Raw genomic sequence first — 25,067 nt, 5'->3', positions numbered from 1 at the left:
ATTTCTAACATTTGAATTATTATTGCAAATCCCAGAATTCTGCGACTTTCTTGGTGGCAATTTGGTCAACTTTGACGCACAGGGTATCACAGCATTACATATATCAGAAACGGAGAACTCATTAATGAATGTAACCGAAGCCGTAAAATCCCGGCGATCTATCCGTCAGTTTATCGATAAGCCAGTTGATCGCAGCGTCATTGACCGTGTTCTGGTGACAGCGCAGCGCGCACCGTCGGGAGGCAATACCCAGCCATGGAGTGCAGTCGTGGTTGGCGGCGATGAGCTTGCCCGGATTGCTGCGGCGATAAAGGCCAAGGCGCAAGCTGCCCCAATGGGCGAAGGTGCGGAATATGCGATCTACCCCAAAGAGCTCGACGGACGCTATGAAGAGCAGCGCCGGGGCGTTGGCAAGGCAATGTTTGATGCCATTGGCCTGGAGCGCGGAGATGGCGCAGGCAGGATCACACAAATGGCAAAAAACTGGGATAGCTTTGGCGCGCCAGTGCAACTTTTCACCTATACGCGTAAGTATATGGGCCCACCGCAATGGTCAGATATGGGGATGTGGTTGCAAACTGTGATGCTACTGTTACGCGAAGAAGGTCTGGATAGCTGTGCACAGGAAATTTGGGCGATGTACGGCACTTATATGAGGGAACTACTGGGCGTTGACGATGATCATATTTTCTTCTGCGGCATGGCCATCGGTTACCGCGATGCCGATGACCCGATCAACAATTTCGACGTGTCCCGCGTACCAATATCCGAAAATGTAAAATTTCTCGGTCTCTAGGCGAGTTAACCGGCTGAAAATACGGGGCGTTGACTTTTGATGTCCCGTTTAGTGACAATTGTCACTGGTTTTGGACGCGATTGGCGATAAACTACTATACTAGAATCGATATATGCGTTTATGAACGCAGTAGAGGGAAAATTTCTGGGTCGCAAATCTCGCAGTTTAGCCTTTGAGCTAGGCTGCCTAAAGCTTTGTGAGGTAGATATGATCCGCCGGAAGAATTTTACCGCGTCGATATTCAACATTGCGTCCATCGTTGCACCGGCGATAACGTTAATGGCCTCCTCATCCATTGCTTATGCTCAGGGCACGCCGGTTACACTAAGAGATAGCTTTCCAATTGGAAAGGCGGGCGGCATATTGTGTCAGGTGCAGGACCGGAGCCTCGAAAGCGCCGTCAAGCAGAGCATTTATGATAGAAGTTGGGCTGTCGTTTGCCGCGATTCGGCGAGACCAGTGGGTTATGTTTATGCCGCCAAAACTTCTACAACCGATTTGCTGGCACGCGTTGCACCGCAGCGTAAAGATGCCATTAGCTGCCCCGACAATGGAACTTCTGCGGCGCTAAACGGGTTCAGCCAAAAGACATGCCGTTTGTCAGATGAGCCGGTCTCTTATTCGGTTATCGAAGGCACTGAAGGCGGTTTTTCCTATGTTGCAGAAGGCTTAAGCGTTTACGATAGCGCTACGATTCTGGCGTTAAAGTCGGTTTTGGCAGACTCCATTGTCGAGGGTACTATTGATATCGCAACCACTTCTGTGGAAGATCCCTTCGCTTTTGCCCGCGTTCAAGCCGCTACTTTGAAACCGGAGCAGGCATTGGCAGAGGGCTATCGACGCAATTTGAGTGGCGATTATGCCGAGGCGGCAGCCTTTTTTGAAACGCTGCAGCAGCGCACGCAAGGCGACGATGACAACAAAATCGATCCCGACGAATATCTAGTCAATCGCGCATTGCAAAAGTCCAATTTAGGAGAGTTTGCCGAAGCAGACCGCCTGTTTGAACAAGCCAAAGCGGTGAATAGTGGCAATACGATTAATGAGCGCCTGTTGAGGAATTTCGAAGGCATGCACCTGCTCAATCAGGGCCGCTATGATGAAGCTATCGTACGCATTCAGCAGCCACTCAGGACAGGTCAACTGAAAAAATCAGCGCTAATCGAAGGCCTTGAGATAACCACGCCGATCTCCTCGCGAATAAATGGCAGAAATGGAGTGCTGCTAGGATTTACAGATGATCTAAAGCTTACTGAACAGGAACGCGCAGAGATTATAGATGCTCAAGCACTGCAATTGATCGGAACGGCCCAGCGTATAAATGGCGACCTTGATCAGGCGAAAACGGCACTCTTTAACGCATATCATCGGGCTATCGCCGTTCGGGATGGCCGGGTTGTTTCGATCACCCGTCTGCGCGTGCAAACGCTTTCCGAACTGGCCCTGATTGCGGAAGCACAAGGCCAATTTGATGACGGTGAAGCTTTGTTGCGCAATGGACTGGAGCTTTTATCCATTCAATATCCTGAAACGCGAGCAGTTAATGGCGCGAAAGCAAAGCTTGCTTCCTTTCTGCTAAGGCGTGGAAAAACCAGCGAAGCGCGGCAACTTTATCAGCAAGTGATCGAAAGCTCTCTTGGCCAGCGCAGCGCAGTCACCGGCATGACCAATCAGCTTGCACCCTATTTTCGTCTTATGGCCGATGATCCTTCTGCTTCGGAAGAATTTTTCAAAGCATCGCAGATATTAATCCGTCCTGGCGTGGCAGAAACGCAAGCCGTGCTGTCCAGAGAATTGAGTGCAGGGAACGATGAGGCATCGAGGCTTTTCCGGCAATCGCTAAACCTTACCCGCAATATCGAACGATTGCGTATCCGCTTTTCTGCCCTTGGCAAGGTTGAACAAACTGGCGCAACTATTCGTCAAAGAAATGATCTCGCTTCGCAAATCGATGAACTCGAACGCAGCCAGCAGCTGGCACAAGTTCAACTCGCGGACTATCCGCAATATCGCGCTGTGTCCTCAAAATTTATCAGCCTTGAAGATCTGCGCGCGCAGATGACGCCATCGGAAGCCTATATGCGCTTGGCAATTGTTGGCCGTAATATTTTCATGTTTTACGCTGACAAAGAGTCTGCCAAAATCTATCAAATCGAATTGAATGAAGATGAACTTGATCAAAAAGTAGATTTGCTGCGCGCATCGATATCTACATTCGAAAACGGACGATATGTCACCTATCCGTATGATATTGAGGCTGCTCGCGATCTTTATAAATCGCTCTTCGCTCCGGTCTCGGACCGTTTGTTGACAAAACAGCATCTGGTGTTTGAACCTGATGGCGCTCTTCTTCGCTTGCCGATCAATCTGCTGGTAACAGACGATGCATCGGTCACTCAATATATTGAGCGCACCGACCAACCGGATGGCGATGCCTTTGACTATACCGGCGTGAACTGGCTTGGAAAATCCACTGACATTAGCACAGCTGTTTCTGCCCGGGCGTTTGCTGATGCTCGGGAGGCACCTGTTTCCTCAGCTACACGGCAATATCTTGGTATGGGAAGAAACCTGCCTGTGTCCGAGCAAGCGCCCAGCACAGGAGTGCGCGCGTCCAGCGAAGGCCAGAATGCCAATTGTGAATGGTCGGCAAACGAATGGAATAATCCGATTTCGGACGCTGAGCTCAATTTCGCGAGATCAGTGATCGGTCAAGATGGTTCTGAAATTCTGACCGGCGGCCAGTTTACCGACAGCCAGATCATGCAGAAATCGGACATATCCGATTACCGGATTTTGCATTTTGCAACCCATGGGCTGGTCACTGCGCCGCGCCCGTCGTGCCCCGCTAAACCGGCATTGCTGACTTCATTTGGACAAGGCAAATCTGATGGACTACTCTCATTCGACGAGATTTTTGACCTCAAGCTTGACGCCGATATTGTGATCTTGTCTGCTTGTGACACGGCCGGAAAAGCAAGTATTCAGGCGACGCGAGAAGCAGGCGTAAGCAGTGGCGGCGGCACCGCGCTGGATGGTCTTGTGCGGTCGTTCATTGGCGCCGGCAGCCGATCTGTGCTGGCCAGTCACTGGCCTGCGCCTGATGATTTCAAAGCAACGGAGCGCCTGATTGGCGGACTTTTTTCTGACGGCAAAGGCGAGTCAGTGGGGTCCGCTCTGCGCAACTCACAAAATAAATTGATGGATGATCCGCAAACCTCACACCCTTACTACTGGTCGGGGTTTGCAATTATTGGAGATGGCGCACGGCCGTTCTTACCTGATCAACCAACCAACGGTGTCGCCAAAGTCATGGCATCCGGAAGTTCGGAGACTCAACTTAAATAATGACTGAACCGACCAACAATTCCACCGCGACTGAACAAGGCCGCGATATGAAAGAGGAAGCCCGTGGAGTGTGGGAATCTCTCCAGCGCGTGTTCAGTCAATTGGGCCCGGTTCGGCTCGGTTCAACCATCATATTCTTGATACTGGCGGTATTAATTGCCCGTTTCAGCTGGGATACACCCCTGATCCAAGAGGCGGAAAGAGCGCTCTATGATATGAGGGCCTCGGTCTATGCACCCTCAATTAAAAAAGATGATCGTATCGTGATGATCGTGTACAATGAAGATACACTTAAACTAACTGGCCAGAGATCCCCGGTTGATCGCACGATTTTGGCGGAATCACTGGAGACAATAGATGCCGTTGGTGCAAAAGCAATCGGCATCGATATTTTCTTTGATATGCCGCAAGACGATGACGAACTATTGGTAGCATCGTTCAAGAGGATGAAAACACCGACATTTCTTGCTTATGACGATGCTGCCACCAACCCAGAGATTGACTATGCCCAACATGAGTTTTTGAAAGGATTTATTGATCGGCTCGCCGGTACCAATGTCAAACCAACAGTTATTCGTCTTGTAACAGATAGCGATGGAGTCGCCAGACGATGGTCCAAACTACCAGGGAGCTTGCCGCCATTCTTCGCTATGGCGCTGGCTGGTGCCAATCCAAAATTTGCAGAGAATACCGGAGCTATCCGTTACCTCGTGCCCGCTGTTGCAGATACACCAGTCTTTGACAAAATTCCTATTGAAGCTTTTGCGGATCCGGCGATGGCAGAAGCGTTGGGCCCGCTTCTCAAAGACAAATATGTCATAATTGGTGGTGATTTCATTGATCGAGATCGGTTTGAGACTCCCGTCGCTTCAGTCACTGGAGCCGTAGGGGAGGATAAGAAAATGATCGGCCTGGAAGTCCATGCCCATATGCTGGCGCAACTGTTAAATGATGACAAACCTTCTGCTGTTCCGCCGTGGACACTTTGGGTTGCCGCGGTCATCGTCGCAATTTGTGGCGGCCTTTCCGCTCTCATTGTGGGAAATTCGATCAAAGTAGCTGGAATATTAATTAGCCAAGGCTTATTCTTTCTGATTTTTCCTTTCGTGTTACACAAGATCGGCATCGACACCCTGACATTGCCTGCCTTTGGCTGGGGGTTGGGCTGGTTGTTCGGTTATGCCTCGGTCGGATCGGCAGCACGAACGATCAATTCCAAACAACGCGCATTTGCACAAAATGCGTTGGGGAAATATCTGCCAAAATCGATCGCCGGAGAAATCCTGAAACACCCTGAGAAACTGGCGCTTCACGGTGAAAAACGCAAGATTTTTGCCGTTTTCACCGACCTTGAGGGTTTCACCAAACTTACCCATGCAATTGAACCGGAAATGGTTGCAGCGTTGCTCAATGATTATCTGGATCGATTGAGCGAAGTCGCTTTAGAATATGGTGGTACTATCGATAAATTTGTTGGCGATGCACTCGTGACCTTCTGGGGTGCTCCTATTGCCTATCCCGATGATGGTGAACGGGCAGCAAAAGCCGCCTACGCGCTGTATTTGGCGGGAGAAGAATTTCGAAAAAATGTCCCCGAAGGCGTGCCGAAAATAGGAGTTACGCGGGTCGGGATGCATTATGGCGATGCCATCGTCGGTAATTTTGGCGGGGAGGGTCGCATACAATATACCGCGTTGGGCGATGCAATGAACACAGCAGCCAGATTGGAGGCAGCCAACAAAGCTCTCGAAACGAAAGTTTTGATCAGCCGCGAAGCAATGGAGCGAACCGGACTTGATTGGTATCGGCCGATGGGCAAGATCACTTTACGCGGCAGATCAACTCCCGTTGATGTGTTTGAACCAGTGCCAGATTGGGCAGAAAAAGAACGCGCAGCAGTGACCGCAGTCATAGCAGCGCATGACAAAGGTGATACAACAGCCATTCAGGCACTTGTTGCTATGATTGCAGAAATCGGCACCGATCCAGAAAAAAAGGACCTGGGTCTGGTCAATTTGCTAAAGAGACTTCAAAAAACAAAGAATGGAGAAAGCTATGCACTTGGATAACCACAAAACAGCAACTTCGAAAAAATCAATTTCCCGCGCCGGCAAGGCGATTTTGGGTACCATTCTCCTTATGGGTCTTGGCGGTACGGCCATGGCACAAAATATGGTGATTAGATCCACTGGCCCGTCATCCTCTGCTTATCCTGCCGGGAAAAAAATGGCCAATACTGCCAAAATCACGCTGACCAATCAGGACAGTGTTACGATTTTGACTAAAGGCGGAACGCGAGTGCTCAAGGGGCCTGGCACTTTTTCGGCAGCTAGCGGGAAAGCACAAGCAACGGGCGCGACAACCCGACTAGCCAGCTTCATCAGCAACCGGGGCAGCGGTCGTGCACGCACCGGGGCGGTGCGCAGTGCGGGCGTTACAACCGTCGAGGTCACTCCAACAAATCCAAACCTCTGGTATCTTGATGTTCGTAAAGGCGGTAAATTCTGCGTCGCGGACGCTGAAAGGGTAGTTTTATGGCGGCCCGATTACACCGGATCTGCAACCGCAAGCATCATTGAGCCCGCCAACGGCGGCGTAACCCAAGTCGTATGGGGACAGGGCAACCCGTTGAAAGCATGGCCAAGAGAAGCTGCGCCGATTACCAACGGTGCAAGCTACCGCGTTCTGGCTTCAAACACTCCCAATGCGGTTGCCGTAGATTTCGTTGTTCTTTCTACCAATCCTGAGGACGTCGATCAAACTGCAGAGGTGCTGATTGAAAACGGTTGTCAGGGTCAACTAGATTTGCTGGTTGAAAAATTGGAAGGCGAGTCGTCTTCGTCCAATACGGATCAAGGATAATGGACTAAGGTACTAAAATCTCCGCTTCGTTCATGATATGAGGACTTGAACGAGCGGAACAAAACAATGTTCCTGAAGGGTCGCGCGGGGGTCATTGCACTACGGGGATGAATATGTCGCGAGCGCGCGCAACATTGAATAAGATTGTTCTGGTATCGGCTGTTGCCGGTGTTTTTGGGACCATGCCGGCGAGAGCACAAAATGTTTCAGCGGCTCCGACCAGAGAAGAGATACAACGGGGCGTTGTTGAAGAGGCTTTGAGAAACCAAGCGCAGCCCCTCACCGTTGAAGGCGGTGTAGAGCGCTCCGCCTGCCCGCTTGCCAACCCGGAATTCGCCGATGTCAAATTCACGCTGGCCGCAGTGGAATTTTCTGGGCTGAAAGTTGTCGATCCATCGGTTTTAGCGTCATCTTACAGCGGCTACGTTGGTCAGGAGCTACCGATATCTGTGGTCTGTGAAATACGCGATCGCGCAGCAACCATATTGCGGGGTGCGGGTTATCTTGCAGCAGTTCAGGTTCCTCCGCAGAAAATCGAAAACGGTACGGTCAAATTTGACGTTCTAATGGCTCGGATGACTGCGGTTCAGATAAGAGGCAATGCCGGTCCATCTCAAAACCTGTTGCAGCAATATGTAGAGAAACTCGCCGCACAACCGGTTTTCAATATCGATTTGGCTGAACGCTATTTGCTCTTGGCACGAGACATTCCTGGTCTGGACGTGCGATTGGCACTGCGCCCGGTGTCCAACGAAATGGGTGGGCAACCTGGCGATGTGATTGGCGAGTTCAACGTTATCCGAACACCTGTTTATGCCGATATCAATGTTCAGAATTTCGGCTCCGAAGAGGTTGGTCGCTTTGGCGGGCTTGCTCGGGTTCGTTTTAACGGTCTAACCGGGCTTGGCGACGAAACCACTGTCAGTATCTATTCAACCGCCGATTTCAAGGAGCAGCAGGTTCTTCAGCTCGGCCATGAGTTTCGCGTTGGCGGGGAAGGCCTTAAAATCGGTGGCAATTTCACTTATGCATGGACCAAACCGGAAATTGCCGGTGGCTTTAATATTCGATCAGAGACCTTGGTTGCAGATGCTTATGCGACCTTTCCGTTTATCCGCAAACAAGCCCGGAACTTGCTGGGCACTGTTGGAATCGAACATATCGATCAGAAGACCAACTTCGGTAATAATCCTCTGAACGGAGACAAGCTCAGCATCGCCTATGCGCGGATCGATTTCAACCAGATCGAGCCCGGCAGCATCGCAAGTCGCAATGGTTATTCGGCTTTTGAACCAAAATGGGGAATGGCTGGCTCACTTGAGTTACGACAGGGATTAGATATTTTTGGTACCAGCGCAAGTTGCTTTGAACGCTCTGACCGATGCGGGGCAACCGGCAGGCTAGACGACTTGCGAACACCCACGCGGACAGACGGCGATCCCACTTCACTGGTGCTACGTGGGCAAGCCAAACTGGACTATCGCCCTACCCCTTTACTGGCATTTACACTGAAGCCCCGGTTTCAACTCTCGAACAATGCGCTATTTTCTTACGAAGAAATATCGGGCGGCAATTACACCACTGGTCGCGGATATGATCCCGGAACGATTATCGGTGACAGCGGATATGGCCTGCAAACCGAGATTAGCTATGGCTCGCTCGTCCCACCAACTCCAAATGGCTATGCGATACAGCCCTATGTGTTTTTCGATGGCATGGCCGTCTGGAACAAGAATGTCCCCGGTGATCCGCAAAAATTATATTCAGCAGGCGGCGGATTTCGCGCGACCATCGCGCGGCAAGCAAGCTTAGAGGTGATGGCAGTCGTCCCGCTCAAACGAGCCGGGTTCCAAGCGCGCAGGGACAGCGCACGGGCATTGATGACACTTACAATCCAGTTAGCCCCATGGAGTCGATAACCAAGGGTATGATCATGACACAGACAGACACAAAACAACCAGTTGAGGAATAGGCAATGACGAGCGAAGTCAAAGCGAAGACAACAGTGTGGAAATCATCCGCGGCTGGCAAAATACGATTGCTTGCAGGGGTCTCCGTTTCAGCTGCGGCGATGTTGCTCGCCACGGTGCCGCAAAAAGCGCAAGCGCAGCAGCGTGCTCCCGGCATGATGGTGCAGAACTATCCGACTGGTAATGCTGTCACCCTACCTCAGCGGGTCGAAATGGTGCAGAATCAGCCCCATGCCCGCGCACCGGATTTCGCTCCGCGCGACGTCAGGATAACGGCACCGGTTACGCCGCTGCCGGTGAATGACGTACGGATTTCTGCACCAGTGATGCTACCGGATGCAAATGAGCCACAAACGCGGGGTCCTGATTTTCAGGCGCGGGATATTCGAATTTCCAGCCCTATTTCCCGCTTGCCGCAGCAAGATATCCGTATCAGTAGCCCGATAACTCTGCCGGATGCCTATCAACCGCAAACACCGAACGCGCAGTTTAATCCGAGCGATATTCGCATTTCGGCGCCGGTCGTTGCTGATCTTGATACTGTGCGGATCAATGCCCCCGTGCCGGGGCTGAACGAAGCCCAAATGCCCCCAAATTTTGCGCCCATAAATCAGCCGCAGGCGATTGTTTCAAGGGCGGGCTTCAATGTATTGGCGACCGCAACCTACGATGATACCCAAGCCACGTTTACTCCTGGAAACGCAGGCAACCCAACGGATGCGTTTAACATCAGTGCTGCACAAACAATAGTCAACTGGGTTCCATTTGACACTGGAACGGGCACGGCACCCATCACTTTTCTTCCGGCAGGTCGTCAACTGGGTTTCGTCAGCGACATTGCCAATTTTACCGTACTCAACCGGATACTGCCGAGCACGGCGACCCGTCCCGTGCAGTTTGACGGGTTCGTGACGGGACTCACGACAGCGGGCCCGTTGGCTTTCGGCGGAAACATCTGGTTTTATAGTCCCGGCGGAATAATTGTTGGCAGTCAGGCGACTTTTAACATGGCCAGCCTTGTCCTTACTGCCAATGATATTGATACCAGCGGAGGATTATTCGGACCCGGGGGCTCAATCCGTTTCAACGGCGCGTCCGGTAGCCTCTCGGCGGTCACAATCCAGCCTAATAATGATGCCACACCGCAAATTAATTTGACGAACGACAACAGCTTTCTGGCCATTGTTGCGCCGAGAGTGCAGGTTCTCGGTGATCCTGCATTCGGTAGCGCTCGTCCGAACGTTAACGTCAATGGTTCAGTCGCTTACATCGGTGCGGAACAGGCCGAACTAACCATAAATAATGGCTTGTTTGACATATCTATCGGCGTGGGGACAGAAGATCTTAACGGCATCGTTCATACCGGAACGACGACCGGACCAGTAGCTTCAAATCAGCCCGGTAATTTCGATTATCATAACATCGTGATGGCGGCAGTCCCCAAGAACCAGGCAATGACTATGCTGCTGTCCGGTTCCGTTGGTTATGCTCCTGCCGATAGTGCAATCACCAACCAGCATGAGGGCACGATTATCCTCACCGCTGGCGGCGGCGTTGGGACCAGTGGTGGTAACCAGGTTGCCGTTAAAACAGTTGATCCAGCGCAAAATGCAAATATCGAGTTCGGCGATATCAGCATGCTCGGCGATATAGACGTGTTTGCCAATAACAACATAAATATGAGGCCCTCAAGCAGTATTACGGCCGATGTCGGTGTTGGTTTCCTCAATATGCAATTTACGGCAGGCGATTCTATCCTGCTGCAGCCGCTCGCTGGCGCAGACATGACCTTTACCGGCAATACTGTTTTGCAGGCGGCCAATGTGATCAGCATGATTACCAATCCTGGCTCCACATTGACCTTTAACGGAAACCTGACCGCGACGGCTTCTGCCGGAAACCAGGGCGGCACCATTAACATCAGCAGCACAGGAGACGGCACCAGAGGCGGCATCAGCGGAATTGGTGTCGATGGCGTTTTCAACGCAAATGCCGGTGTAGCAGGCAGAGACAGCCGTTTAGCTACAGTTGATGATGGCACGGATACTTTTGGTGGCACGGTCAATGTTGATCTGATCAACGGCGGCGTGCTACAAATCACCAATCAACAAAGATTCGGTCCATTTGGGCGATCGACTTTTAACGTCGGTGCTGCCCCAATTATGGGTCTTGTCACGGCCGGTCAGGGAACCGGTGGTACGATCAATTTCAATATTACTGGTACAGAGAGCAATCTCATTACAGCCGGTCTGTTCGGCCTGACGCTTGATGCGAGCGGTTCCGGAGGGTCGAATTTCAGGGGTACAGCAACCGGTGGGACCGGTATTGGCGGATTGATCAATTTCAACGTCAATGGCGGAACTATAAGCGGTGGAACGCTGAGTCTGGATGCAGGAGCCAGTGCATCGAGCAATGCGACCGGAAATCTGTCGGCCAGCCAGAATAACGCAATAGCCGGTTCCATTGTGGCCAATTTTACCGATGCAACGGTAAACTTGACCGACGAACTCAGCATATTGAACGCCGCTGGAGCTGCGGCTTCATATGATGCCGCCGGCAATAGAATTGGCGGCGATGTCGCTGGTGGCGCAATTTCGGTAAATTTCGATAATAGCACCGTGAATGTCGATAGGTTGATTCTGGGGACTAACAGTTCCCGGGCTCTTGCAGGCAATGTTGTTCCAGGAACAGCCGGTAACGGCGTTACGTTAAATGTTCTCAATGGCTCGAACATCACCATCGCTGACCAATTGGGAATAAATACAGCAGGATCGACAGCAGGTACCGGAAATGTAACTGCTTCAGGCGACATAAACCTGCTGGTGGACAATTCTATTCTAGCTGCAAATGGCTCGTTCCAGCTTGATGCCTCTCGCACAACTGGTGCTGCGGCAGGTGCCCTTAACGACGGTATAGCCGGGACGATCAATGTAACTGTGCAAGGCGGAGGCACTCTCTCGGGAACGGCCTTCAGCGCCACCACGGATGCAACTTCCGCAACTTCTGGCGGCAGTGCGACGGCGGGAGACATATTCTTCACCGTTGATGGCGGAACCGTCAATTTGGCAGACGATGTAACATTTCCGACTGCTCCTACCCCTTCTCTGTCATTGACAGCCAGTGGCTTTGGCCGCGGCAATGATCTGGATGCTGCTTCAACAAATCGCGGTGTCGGCCGAGGCGGCAATATCGCTATTGCGCTACAAAATTCAGGCGTCTTCAATGTTGGAACCATGTCGGTATTCACCAATGGCGCAATCACCGAAGGCACCGAAGGACCAGATCCCGTGACCGGTCAGGGCGGTGATGGTATAGCCGGTAGCACGACGTTTAATTTGATAAATGGTACATTTACTGCGGGCGATCTGACGGTTTCATCAGATGGCTTCGCTTCATTTGGTGGCAGTTCCGGACCGATTGGTTTCCCATCCGTGCCCGGAGTGGTGGGAAGCGGCGGTGATGGCAGCGGCGGATCGGTCACATTCAATTTGACCGGCGCAGATGTTACTGTCGATAATCTCACGGTAAGCGCCGATGGTGTTGGCGGCGATGGCGGAAGCTCGGACATTGTCGACGGGAATATAGCCGCTGGGAATGGTGGCCTCGGAACCGGAGGCAACGCGACGCTCAATGCGCTTTCCGGCAGCCTCACAGTAAATAATAGCGTGACGGTATCTGCTGGTGGATTTGGTGGATTGGGCGGAAATGGTGCAGGAGTTGACGCAGGTAATGGCGGAGACTCAATCGGCGGCACATCGACGTTCAATCTGGAAGGGTCGGCTTCCGTAAACGCCGGTGCGGCATCGATCACGGTGTCTTCAAACACCACTGGCGGTGCAGGCGGTTTGGCGCTCGTCGGCATCACTGGTGCGCCAACGCCGACACCAGCTATGCAAGCCGGCAATGGTGGAAATGCCATTGCGGGAACAGCAACTTTTAACAATAATAGTGGCAATATTGGATTTAGCAACTTTACTGTCAGCTCTGTCGGCACGGGCGGTGCGGCAGGTCGAGGGGGCTCCTTTGTAACTAATCCCACTAACGGCAACGTTGTTTTCGTAGAGAGTTTTGTGGGCCAGAACGGCGGCAATGGTGGCTCCGGCACCGGTGGCATTGCAACGGTTAATCTCAACCAGGATGACGCGGCCGCTCGCTCTTACATCGTGGATGCCAGTGGCATAGGTGCAGCGGGTAGCTTCGGTATAAATGGCGGCAATGGCGGTCTTGGGCAGGCGGGGACAGCAACCCTGAATGTAAACAATGCCAATGTGAATCTCGCCTCTGCTTTCATCAGTGCGATCGCAACCGGCGGCGCTGGCGCAGGTGGCAATGGCACAGGTGGCAATGGCGGAGCCGGTGGCGACGCTATCGGCGGTAATAGCATATTGAATGTCAACGGGGCGCTCGGTGCCGTTTCGTCCAACAGCAGAATTACTATTATTGCCGAAGCTGCCGGAGGAACCGGAGGCGACGGTGGCACCAATCCAATCGATTCCGGACCCACTGGCGATGGAGGCAACGGCGGCAATGGCACAGGCGGAACAATTCGGGTTTCCGCGACGGGCGGCGCAACACTGAACTATACCGCTGACGGCGTGACCAACGCCAGAGGTATCGGCGGCAATGGCGGCAATGGCGGCAATGCCCGTTCATTCCTGGTCCCTGGCAATGGCGGCAATGGCGGCAATGCAAATGGCGGCAGCATAACCTTCTCGGCTACTGGCGGCAGCACATTAAACGCTAGCGGCAATGGCTCGGACAGTCAGTTCGCGGCAAATGCTATTGGCGGCGCGGGCGGCTTGGGCGGCGCTGGTGCATCTTCAACTTTCGGTGACAGCGGAGACGGCGGTGATGCTGCCGGCGGAAATGTCAATCTCACCCTGGATGGTGCTGGCAGTTCGATGATTTTTGCCGAAAGTCTGCGCATTGATGTGGGAGGAGCAGCGGCTCGGAATCTGTTTAATCGCGCGAATTTCAGGGTGGCAATGCCCTCGGCGGCGGTGCTGCGATCAATATCACCAATGGGGGTAATTTTACGGTTGATGGTGGACTGTCAGTAGTTTCCAGTGCCCTTTCTGGCTTTGGTGACCTAAGCGCCGGTTCCGCAACAGGCGGAAACGTGGCTATTAATATGTCCGGCGCTACCAGCAATTTTGATTTGCAAGGCGCGTTTGATCCGACCGATCCCGATACGAATTTACAAAATCGAAGCCTTGTCGTCCAAACAGGAAACAGTACGGTAACCAATTTCGCGACCGCCACAACTGGAGACGACAATAGCGGCAATGTGTCGTTTAACTTCACCGGCGGTACCGCAGGTTTGGGACAGAATGTTTTAATCGATACTCGCTCCCAAGTTTATGCAACCAATGGCGGTGGCAATTCCGCTGGCGGTAATTTCGATTTATCGTTTGTGGGCGGGGTTGCTACTCTCGGCGGTCTTCAGGTCGTTACCGACGCTAACGGAGGTGTCGGCGTGCCAGGATCTGCCGGTGGCAGTGCAACAGGTGGCAACATAAACGTCACAAATAACGGTGATTTAACGGTCAATTCTATTAGCATTCGCAATACCGTACGCGGCAGCCGCGGCGGTGATGCATTTGGCGGTTCGGTAAGCTTTTCGAGCGATGGCGTCCTTAATGGGCTGGGACTGCTTGTAGCGGTTTCCAATGCGATCGGTGGCGATGGCGGCTCGGGCCTACCAACGGTTGCTGGCGGCGATGGTGGTTCGGGTGTGGGCGGCAATGTCACGGTGAACCTCGCCGGGACTGGCACAATTAATGCGGCCGGTATTGCACTGTTCTCTGGGGGACAAGGCGGCATCGGCGGAACCGGCGGCAATGGTGATGGCACGACAGGTTCCAATGGAGCCAATGGCGGAACAGGCGGTGATGGAACCGCAGGCAGTACCATTTTCACCACCAGTCGAAATGCTGATACGATAGGCTTTCTATCCTTGGCAAGCACGGGTTCCGGCGGCAGCGGCGGTGCTGCAGGTTCCGGCGACAATGGCGGAAACGGAGGAGCTGGCGGACAAGGTCTGGGTGGCCTTTCCCGTATAGCGCTTTCCGGGGCAGGAGTGAACCTAACCGGAAGCACCAATTTCAGCCAAAACACCACCGGTACTGGTGGCGCAGGCGGAGCGGGCGGAGCGGTTCCAGGTGTTATTACCGGCGATGGCGGCTTGGGCGGCGCTGGTGGAAGCGGCACTGGCGGCACGTTGGAACTGGTAGCTAGTAATGGCGCGGCAATTACCATCGCTGATACTCCGGGCCCAACCCCGACCGCTGCCGTCCTGACCAGCAACGGCATTGGCGGCGCTGGCGGCCAAGGTGGTGACAATCTCGGTGCATTGTCCGGAAATGGCGGGATTGGCGGTTCGGGTACAGGCGGAACAATAAATTTGGAGGCCCGGACTGGCGCAACAGTGACGATTGGCGCTGCAACGCTTGATATTTCAACCATCGGGACCGGCGGGAGCGGCGGACGTGGAGGCGAAACGGACGGCGGCACAGCTGGCAACGGCGGCAACGGTGGTGCCGGTACTGGCGGCTCGCCCACTATGCTAGCGCAGGGTGGCACGATAACAGGAAACGCTGTCAATTTTCTTACCAACGGAGTTGGCGGGGCTGGGGGCTTCAAGGCCCCAGCGGAACCTCAACCGGTGTCGTAGGCGTGGGTGGCGGAGGCTTAGGAGGCACCGCAACCATCGAGGTACAAGAAGGCAGTCCTGGCATCATCACCATCGGTTTAACAACCATTCGAGCCAACGGCGTGAACGGCGCGGGTGCTCCGCTGGCAGGGCCCATTGGTGAAGGATTTGTTCCGGGCGGTGCAAATGCAGGGCGAATCCAAATCCGTGACAATTCGACGGACCCGCTCGGACGGATTACGCTCGGTTCCCTGACAGCAGAAGCTTTGACCAATGGGGGCGCAAATGCTGGCTTCTTCGTGACCGGCAACAGCGGTGCAATGTCTGTTCTTGGCGATCTCACTGTGAATGTCGCGGGCAATATCGAGTATAATTTTGACAGTGATGGCCAAATGACGGTTGGCGGCAATACGTCATTGACCAGCGGTCAGGATATATTGATCAATCACAGCAACAATGCGGCCTCGACAATTTCGATCGACAGTACAGGAAACTTCACGGCAAACTCCATCGGCAATTTCAATGCCTCGGTCGGATCGATTGTTAATAGCGGCAATGAAATGTCGGTTGTCGCGGCTGGTTCGATATCAGCGAACGATCTTCGTGCGGTGCCATATATTCGGCTACAAGCTCGGCAGGACGTTCTCCTCAACAACGCCACTGCAAGCGGTCCGCAAGGGACATCCAATCTATCCGGCATATTGATTGACGCAGGGGACGATTCCGTGACCGGCGGAATGTTCTTCTACGATCCACTCAACAATATCACATTAACTGGCAATATATCGTCCTATGCCGGTATCACGGCAAATGCCGGCGGTAATATTGTGGTTCAGACAGGGGCGGCTGTTTCAGCCAATGACCGGATCGCTTTTACAACCGGCGACGACATAATTGTCCAGACCGGATCGTCAGTCACGGCAGCTTTGAATCCGATCAACCCTCTTGATCCAACCAACCCGTTTGGCAATCAGGCCAGTCTGGTTCTGAACGCAGGTGGATTGAACGGACTACTCACAACGCCAATCACGCCAATTTCCTCCATTTTGGCGCAGGGAAGCCTGAACGGCTCGAATTCTGCCGTCATTATGACAGCCAACGCCATTGATGGACTAGGTGGCTCTATATCCGCCAGTTCTATAGCAGCCGACATCAATGATGCCCCATCCAACGCCGTTATAGCGGCTATTGGCCAATCCAACGACAATGGCCTACTTAGCGCCCAGTGTGTCCAAGGCAATGCCTGCTTCGGCACAATCACCGCCGATAATCAGGTTCTGATTGGTCAAGCCAGCAATAATAACATAATTCAGGCTATTGTTGAGAGTGGATCGGTTACTGCCGACACCATTCGCGTAACTACCCGAAGCGATATTATTATGGGTACCGACGGCATTGCGACCGAACTCAATGCAGCGAGTGAGTTTCTTGCTGAAAGCTTGGAAGGCGATGTCAATCTGCGGAATGCCAATGTAAATAGTAATTCAATACAAATCTCTGCGGCGGGAAGCCTATTGGGATCAGGCGCTCTGACCAGTGTGAACAGCATTGGCATTAATGTTGGCGCTGATGTGAACGCTGCTGTTATTGATACCGGCGGGGAACTAGCGATCACCGCGGGCGATACGCCGGGATTTTATTCCGTGCCGGGTAACATGACCGTTACCGCGCTGACCGTTGGTTCTGGCGACATCAACTATGACGCTGGTGGAGACTTTATTTTTGGCTCGATCACTGTCCCGGGATCAGACATAAATCTGGTGGCGGGCGGAAATATAGATATTGGCAATTCGAGTACGGCTAACAATATCACCCTTGACGCTTCCAACATCATTTTGGGCAGCATCTTAGGGGGTGGGGACGCCGCCATATTTGCATCAGGTACCGTCGATTTTGGCGATGTAGATGCAGGCGGTGCGCTTGTAATAAACGCTGGCGATGTGTTCGGCGGATTTGCCGGTGGTGGAGACGTGAATATTTCCGCAGGTTTGATCGACATCGGAAACGTGTCAGGCGGCGGTAGCATCAACATCGATGGCGATAACGTCAACATTGGTGGTGCCGATGCCGGTAGCGTCTCTATTTCAGGAACCTCTAGCGTCAACATCAGCGGCGTTTCGGGTAGCTCAATAGACATTCAGGGCGGCGGCGTTGGCGTGGGAAGCGCCATCGGCGGCTCCATTAACATTGTCGGTGACTTTGTTTTTGTCAATGATGCGACCGGAGATGACATCTTTATTGACAGTTTTGCGGGTGTTACGGCCAATGCACTTACATCGACCAACAATATTGATGTTTTCGCAGGTGGTGGCGATGTAACCGGGACTGGTGACTGGACGGCCGGTACAACCATAACCATCGATAACGTAGCGAACATTGCTCTGAACAATCTGACCTCGGGCGATGCGCTTGATCTCAATGCGCAGACCATCTCAGTGGGCAATGCTACATCGAATAACGGTTCTGTTTCATTGGTCGCAACGGCTGGTGACATCACCGCCGGAACTGTGACAGCCGATACGGATATAACCGTATCAGCCACTGGAACGCCCACCTTAGCCAACGCGATTAGCGGCGGAAATACAAGCATTACCGGTCAGTCCGTCACTCTCAACAACGGCGCTATCGGCGGCGACCTGACCCTCAACGCCATAGCGGGCGATGTCGATGGCAATGGCGCAATTACAGTTGGCGGGGCGATCGATCTGGATGCCACCGGCGATGTCGGTTTTGGCTCTCTTGAAGCTCAAGGGGGTGCCTTCACAGTGGATGCTGGCGGCAATATTAATTTCGTCAGGGCAACCAGTACAAACAATATCGATTTCAACGCCGTTGGCAGCATAAATGGCGGTGACCTCATCGCAACCAACGCGATAAATCTCGATGGCGCCAATATTGCCGTTGGTGACGTGAGCGGTGGCGGGATCGGCTTTGCTAGCGGCCAGGATATCCTGTTCAACTCGATAACCTCGCCCAATTCGATCACCCTGAGGGCGAGCAATGGGACAATAGGTGCTAACACGGGCGCGGGCGACTTAACGACGACAAATGCGGGCGCGGGCATTAATCTGTTCGGAACCGATGTGGCCGTTGGCGCTCTTGCAACAAATCGCGGCGACATCTTGCTTTCCGCAGCGCAGGACATCACGCTCGGTTCGGCTGCCACCGGCGTGGGTACGCCTACTGCTGCCAGTATCGCTTTACTAGCCGGAGGCAATATTTCCACAACCGGTACGCTGACAGCGGGTGAAGATGTGGCGATACGGGCGCTGGGTAATGTTGCATTGGCCAACGTAGCAGCGGGAGATGATTTCTCGGTTGAGGCGGACGGCACAATTACATTGGCTGATGCCATGACAAGCGGTGCTGGAATTGATCTGTTTGCAATATCGTTCAACGCCGCCAATGCGGGTCAAGCAAATTCAATCCTCTTTGCAGCCGAAAACCTCACTGGCTCGAACATCCAGTTGACCGGCGCGAGCGATGTTACAGCAACCGGTACACTCAACGCACTTAACAATATCAATGTTACAGCAACCGGAACGCCTGATCTCACCAATGCCATCAGTGGGGGAACACTAGTATAACAGGTCAATCGGTCACGCTGAACAACGGCACAATCGGTGGCGACTTGACGCTCAATGCGACTGCAGGCGATGTGGATGGCAATGGGGCGGTCACTGTTGGCGGCGGGATTGACCTGGATGCAACCGGCGCTGTCGGATTTGGCAGTCTGAACGCGCAGGGCGGTTCCTTCACTGTTGATGCCGGTGGCAATCTTGCAGCCACAGATATGGCTGCTTCGACCACAATCGCGATCAACACAGGCGGCGATGTCAGCATTACAGGCAGCGCGGATGCCGGGGCCGGCATCACCAGCACCAGTGCCGGAACCCAGACGGTTGCCAACATGAATGTAACGGGCGGTGATATCCTGCTTGATGCAACAGGCGCGATCAATGTGGATCACGCCGAGGCCAGTGGCAATTTCCAGGCGACCACGCTTTCCGATTTCGCCACCGGGCTCAATTCTATTATTACCGGCGGCAATATTATCATCAATACAGGTAATATTGCTGATCTGGGTAACTCCACCGCTGGGGGATTGATTAACGTCACCGCCAGCCAAATCGACTTTGTCACTTTGCTGGCAAACCAATCGATTTCTCTTACTACCCAGATCACGCCCAACACGACTAGCGGTAACGGCAATATTACCGGCACGGACATGACCGCCACAACCGGTGCGATTACTGCGACGGCCAATGCCGGATCGACGACGATTTCTGGCATTGCCAATGCGGCGACCTCGATGACGGTCGCATCATCGGGAAATTCTCTCGTCAATCGCGCGATTAGCGGCGGCGCAACATCTATTACCGGCGCGTCGGTCACCTTGAACAACGGTGCAATCGGCGGCAATCTCCGACTGAATGCCACCGCTGGCAACAGCAATGGTAATGGCATCGTCACGGTAGGCGGTGGCATTGATATCGACGCCACCGGCAACGCGAGCTTTGGCAGCGCAACCGCTGGTAACAACTTTACCGTTGATGCAGGTGGCGCGATCAGCTTTGTCGCCGCCAACACCACCGAAAACAGCATTACAATGGCGGCAGGCGGGGCGATCAATGGCGGATCTCTGATGACCGCAGACCGGGTCACCAACACCGGCGGAGCCGATAATATCAGTCTGACCGCAGGCGGAGCGCTCACATTGACTGGCACCGCCAATGCGCAGGATAATGTGACACTCGTCGGCGCGAGTGTGAATGCAGCGACATTGGATACAGGTGGCGCCATTGCCGTTACCGCAACCAACGCCGCAACGGTCGGCACCGCCAATTCGGGTAGCGGAACAAACATAACCGGACGTTCGGTGACGCTCAACAATGCGAATGTAAGTATGGGTGCTCCGGGCGGCTTGCTCCGGCTCAATGCCACCGGTGGCGATGTCAACGGCACGGGCACGATTACTTCTGGCGGTGGCATCGATATCGACGCCACCGGCAACGCCAGCTTTGGCAGTGCAACGGCGGGCAACAACTTCACTGTTAATACGGGCGGCGCGATCAACTTTGCCAATGCCAACACCACTGAGAACAGCATTACAATGGCGGCAGGCGGGGCGATCAATGGCGGATCTCTGATGACCGCAGACCGGGTCACCAACACCGGCGGAGCCGATAATATCAATCTGACCGCAGGCGGAGCGCTCACATTGACTGGCACCGCCAATGCGCAGGATAATGTGACACTCGTCGGCGCGAGCGTGAACGCAGCGACATTGGATACAGGTGGCGCCATTGCCGTTACCGCAACCAACGCCGCAACGGTCGGCACCGCCAATTCGGGTAGCGGAACAAACATAACCGGACGTTCGGTGACGCTCAACAATGCGAATGTAAGTATGGGTGCTCCGGGCGGCTTGCTCCGGCTCAATGCCACCGGTGGCGATGTCAACGGCACGGGCACGATTACTTCTGGCGGTGGCATTGATATCGACGCCACTGGCAACGCGAGCTTTGGCCGTGCAACCGCTGGCAACAACTTTACCGTTGATGCAGGTGGCGAGATCAGCTTTGTCGCCGCCAACACCACCGAAAACAGCATTACAATGGCGGCAGGCGGGGCGATTAATGGCGGATCATTGATGACCGCAGACCGGGTCACCAACACCGGCGGAGCGGATAATATCAATCTGACCGCAGGCGGAGCGCTCACATTGACTGGCACCGCCAATGCGCAGGATAATGTGACACTCGTCGGCGCGAGCGTGAACGCAGCGACATTGGATACAGGTGGCGCCATTGCCGTTACCGCAACCAACGCCGCAACGGTCGGCACCGCCAATTCGGGTAGCGGAACAAACATAACCGGACGTTCGGTGGCGCTCAACAATGCGAATGTAAGTATGGGTGCTCCGGGCGGCTTGCTCCGGCTCAATGCCACCGGTGGCGATGTCAACGGCACGGGCACGATTACTTCTGGCGGTGGCATTGATATCGACGCCACTGGCAACGCGAGCTTTGGCCGTGCAACCGCTGGCAACAACTTTACCGTTGATGCAGGTGGCGAGATCAGCTTTGTCGCCGCCAACACCACCGAAAACAGCATTACAATGGCGGCAGGCGGGGCGATTAATGGCGGATCATTGATGACCGCAGACCGGGTCACCAACACCGGCGGAGCGGATAATATCAGTCTGACCGCAGGCGGAGCGCTCACATTGACTGGCACCGCCAATGCGCAAGATAATCTGACGCTAACGGGTGCCACTGTGAATGCGGCAACACTCGATGCGGGCGGGACCATCTCTGTCACTGCCAATAACGCAGCAATCGTTGGCACCGCAGCCTCTGGAGGCAATACAACCATCACCGGCGCGTCGGTGACACTGAACAATGCAAATGTGAGCGCTGGCGCAGCGGGTGGCTTGTTAAGGCTCAACGCCACTGGCGGCAATGTTAGCAACTCCGGCGCGCTGGTCTCTGGCGGCGGCATTGATATCGACGCCACCGGCAATGTCGGCATTGGTTCGCTTGATGCACAGGGCGGATCTTTCACCGTAGATGCCGGAAATAACATCAGCTTTGCCGATGCCACCAGCACCAGCAATATCGACATGACCGCTGGCGGCAGCATAAACGGCGGCGACCTTAACGCCACCAATGCGCTCAACCTCAATGGCAATAATATCGCGATTAGTGATGCCAGCGCGAGCGCGATCAACTTCACCAGCGCAACTAACATCCTGTTTGATATGCTAAACTCGTCAAACGCCATTGCGCTGGCTGCCACCAATGGCACGATTGGCACGAACATGGCGGGTGGTAGTATTGTCAGCGATGGCAACGTCGATCTGGCCGCCCAAATAATAGCGGTTGGCGATATTACATCAGGCGGTTCAATAACCGGCATCGCATCCAACGGAGGCGCTAGCTTTGGCGCCGTGAACGCGGCTAACAACATCACTATTAGAGCTGCCGGTACACCGACACTGGCCAATGCCATCAGCGGCGGCAACACCAGCATTACCGGCCAATCTGTCACGCTCAACAATGGCACAATTGCTGGCAATCTCGCGCTCAACGCCACTGCGGGTAATGTCGACGCAAGCGGCAACATCACGGTCGGCGGCGCAATTGATCTAGACGCCACCAGCGATGTCGGGTTCGGCAGTCTCGATGCACAAGGCGGTGCCTTCACCACTAACGCCGGGGGCAATATTACCTTCACCTCTGCTGCAGGTTCAGCGGATATGATATTTGTTGCTGGCGGCGGGATTTCTGGCACAGTTGCAACGTCAGATGGCAATATGTCATTGACGAGCGCACAGATGATCAATGCCGGGTCACTCACTTCTGACGGGACCTTGACGGCCCGGGCTAACGGCGGCTCCTTCACTGCAGGTGATATCATCTCCAGCGGGGACATGATCATTTCAGCAGAAGGCAATATAACTTTGCAGACTGCCAATGCGACCGGTCTTGGTCTAATCATGCTCTCCGCTCGCAACGGCGGGAACCTCACTGCAAATTTATTGCGATCTGACGGCAATAATGTTCTGGCTTTTGCCTCTGGTCAGCTTGCGGTGACAACAATTGAAACTCCGCAGAATATATTTGCAACTGGTGTAGGCGGGCTGATGATTAACAGCGCCACCGGTAATTCTGGTGAATTCACTTCCAACACTGGTGACGTCGTTATCCAAAATCTCAATTTCAGTAACGAGGTGACCGCAGATGGTCAGAATATTTTCCTTCGGTCTAATGGAGCGCTGACGATCACCGCCAATGCGCGCGGCGGCGATATTGATATTCTTGTTGAGGACGATCTCAATGTCCAAAGCGCGATCGCGACAGGCGATATTGATTTGACGACGACTGGAGGATCTGCATTTGTCAACGTGGTAACATCACAAAATGCCAGCCTGCCAATAGTACCAGCATTTGGCTCAGGAGGAATAACGAGTCAGGCGATTACAACTTCCGGTGGCAATGTGACGATAACGTCGGCAAATAACACGACTATCTTTGACTCAGTAACGGCTGCCAACAATCTGGTAATGACGGCAGGCGGGCTGATCGACATTCGGGCGAGCGTGGTCGGTGCTACCATCCAGACTTCCAGCGCGGACATGGAAATTAGCAGCGCCGGTCAACTCGGCGACTTCCAAACGACGAGCGATATAACCATCAACAGCAATGGCACTAATCAAGTCATATTGGGCGGCACCGGTGCGACCGGCGTCTTCAGTCTCAGCAATGACGAGTTCACGCGCATTCAATCTGGTGGAGACCTGACATTCTTCGCCACTGCGACTGGCAACACCACACCTGATTTGATCATTCAGGATCTCACAGCTGTCGCCGGTCAAAATGTCTCAGGCCCTCAAACAGCCAATATCGGATTTGCCGGAACGCTTACTATTGATTCAGAACAATCAACACGCGTTGATGGCAATCTCAATCTGACCGGCGCTTCCGCGAATACCTCGTTGAATATGACAGCAGGCAATGATTTGCGGATTAACGCTCAAGGCGGCCTTATCCAGATTACCGATTTGAGCGGAAGCTTTGGCAGTGTTGGTCGATTGGACCTTGCGGCGACCAATATTTTAGCCTTAACCGATCAAGCCTTTACAGACATTGCCGGATTGAACGTTTTCGATGTAGACCTGCGTCTGGCTGACAATGATGGCGTCAATATTGACGGCGGCCTAATCCGGAGCGGTTCGGCGCGGTTCACTGCACCGGGAAATATCTACATTCAAAACACCTCTCCCGATCAGGATTTTGATGGGCGCCGAGGCTTTACGATAGGTTCACTTGTCATCGAGAACTCAGGTTCCACGGATCAGAATATTGTCATTAATGGTATCGTCAATGGCGTAACCGGCATTGATGCAATTTTTGAAACCGATGTGACTGGTAATTTTGATCCTAATTCAACCATTAACGGCTGCATCATTGCTGATCCAGCCAGCTGTGCACCTCCGCCTCCTCCACCGCCAACCCCCACACCTACTCCAACTCCAACTCCAACTCCAACTCCTACACCCACTCCGGTGCCAACCCCAACTCCAACTCCAACTCCTACACCCACTCCGGTGCCAACTCCAACGCCGGTGCCAACGCCGACACCTTCACCAGATCCGGACCCAACCAACGACAATCCGGTGCAGGACATCATCGATGAGGAACTGACCCCGCCGGAAGAAGCATTAAGGTCAGATCCGTTTGAAACTAATCTGATCGAGTTGCGCGATACAGAAGAGAATATTGACGATCCGTTGATTGACGAGCCTGTTACTGGCGCAGGCAATGATGACTTGTGGGCCATTGATCAGATATGTGAAAATCCTCAGGATGAGGACTGCCGTACTGATGAACCTGCCGACAATGCAGAGCTAGAACCGGCTGAATAAATTGTCTGG

9 protein-coding genes are annotated in these 25,067 nt (G+C 53.6%); all 9 read left to right on the top strand.

Translation table 11 applies throughout. The annotated features are described in order from the left end of the window. The first annotated feature begins 124 nt into the window (after positions 1–124). The 9 genes from HF685_RS01550 (at position 125) to HF685_RS01510 (ending at position 25,058) form a co-directional block, all read left to right on the top strand. Complete coding sequence (locus tag HF685_RS01550) at positions 125–796, top strand: nitroreductase (protein WP_168817993.1); 672 nt, start codon at positions 125–127, stop codon at positions 794–796. Positions 797–1,003: 207 nt separating this feature from the next. Further along, a complete protein-coding gene (locus tag HF685_RS01545) occupies positions 1,004–4,144 on the top strand; it encodes a CHAT domain-containing protein (RefSeq protein ID WP_168821105.1) in 3,141 nt (1,046 codons plus the stop codon). Beyond that, positions 4,144–6,213, top strand: a complete 2,070-nt coding sequence (locus HF685_RS01540; protein ID WP_246218698.1) for an adenylate/guanylate cyclase domain-containing protein — start codon at positions 4,144–4,146, stop codon at positions 6,211–6,213. Before HF685_RS01545 ends, HF685_RS01540 begins: the two co-directional genes overlap by 1 nt. Then, positions 6,200–7,006 carry a hypothetical protein gene (locus HF685_RS01535; RefSeq protein ID WP_168817992.1) on the top strand — a complete coding sequence of 269 codons (807 nt, stop codon included), beginning with the start codon at positions 6,200–6,202 and terminating at the stop codon, positions 7,004–7,006. The genes HF685_RS01540 and HF685_RS01535 overlap by 14 nt, the downstream gene beginning before the upstream one ends. A 134-nt stretch (positions 7,007–7,140) precedes the next feature. Continuing rightward, the gene (locus HF685_RS01530) at positions 7,141–8,925 is read left to right on the top strand and encodes a ShlB/FhaC/HecB family hemolysin secretion/activation protein (RefSeq protein ID WP_211051292.1); all 1,785 of its coding nucleotides are present in this window, start codon (positions 7,141–7,143) and stop codon (positions 8,923–8,925) included. 56 nt (positions 8,926–8,981) lie between these two features. Then, positions 8,982–14,036 (top strand): beta strand repeat-containing protein, encoded by a 5,055-nt coding sequence (locus HF685_RS01525; RefSeq protein ID WP_168817990.1) that lies wholly within the window; start codon positions 8,982–8,984, stop codon positions 14,034–14,036. A gap of 59 nt (positions 14,037–14,095) precedes the next feature. Further along, positions 14,096–15,649 (top strand): hypothetical protein, encoded by a 1,554-nt coding sequence (locus tag HF685_RS16500; RefSeq protein ID WP_168817988.1) that lies wholly within the window; start codon positions 14,096–14,098, stop codon positions 15,647–15,649. A 2-nt stretch (positions 15,650–15,651) separates the two neighbouring features. Further along, positions 15,652–19,215, top strand: a complete 3,564-nt coding sequence (locus tag HF685_RS01515) for a beta strand repeat-containing protein (protein WP_168817986.1) — start codon at positions 15,652–15,654, stop codon at positions 19,213–19,215. A gap of 44 nt (positions 19,216–19,259) precedes the next feature. Beyond that, positions 19,260–25,058: a beta strand repeat-containing protein gene (locus HF685_RS01510; protein ID WP_168817984.1), complete on the top strand. Its 5,799-nt coding sequence runs from the start codon at positions 19,260–19,262 to the stop codon at positions 25,056–25,058. The last annotated feature ends 9 nt before the right edge of the window (positions 25,059–25,067 follow it).

This window comes from Parasphingorhabdus halotolerans (assembly GCF_012516475.1).
Taxonomy (GTDB): domain Bacteria; phylum Pseudomonadota; class Alphaproteobacteria; order Sphingomonadales; family Sphingomonadaceae; genus Parasphingorhabdus; species Parasphingorhabdus halotolerans.
The sequence above is the reverse complement of the archived record's forward strand: the minus strand, read 5'-3'. Positions and strand labels throughout refer to the sequence as shown.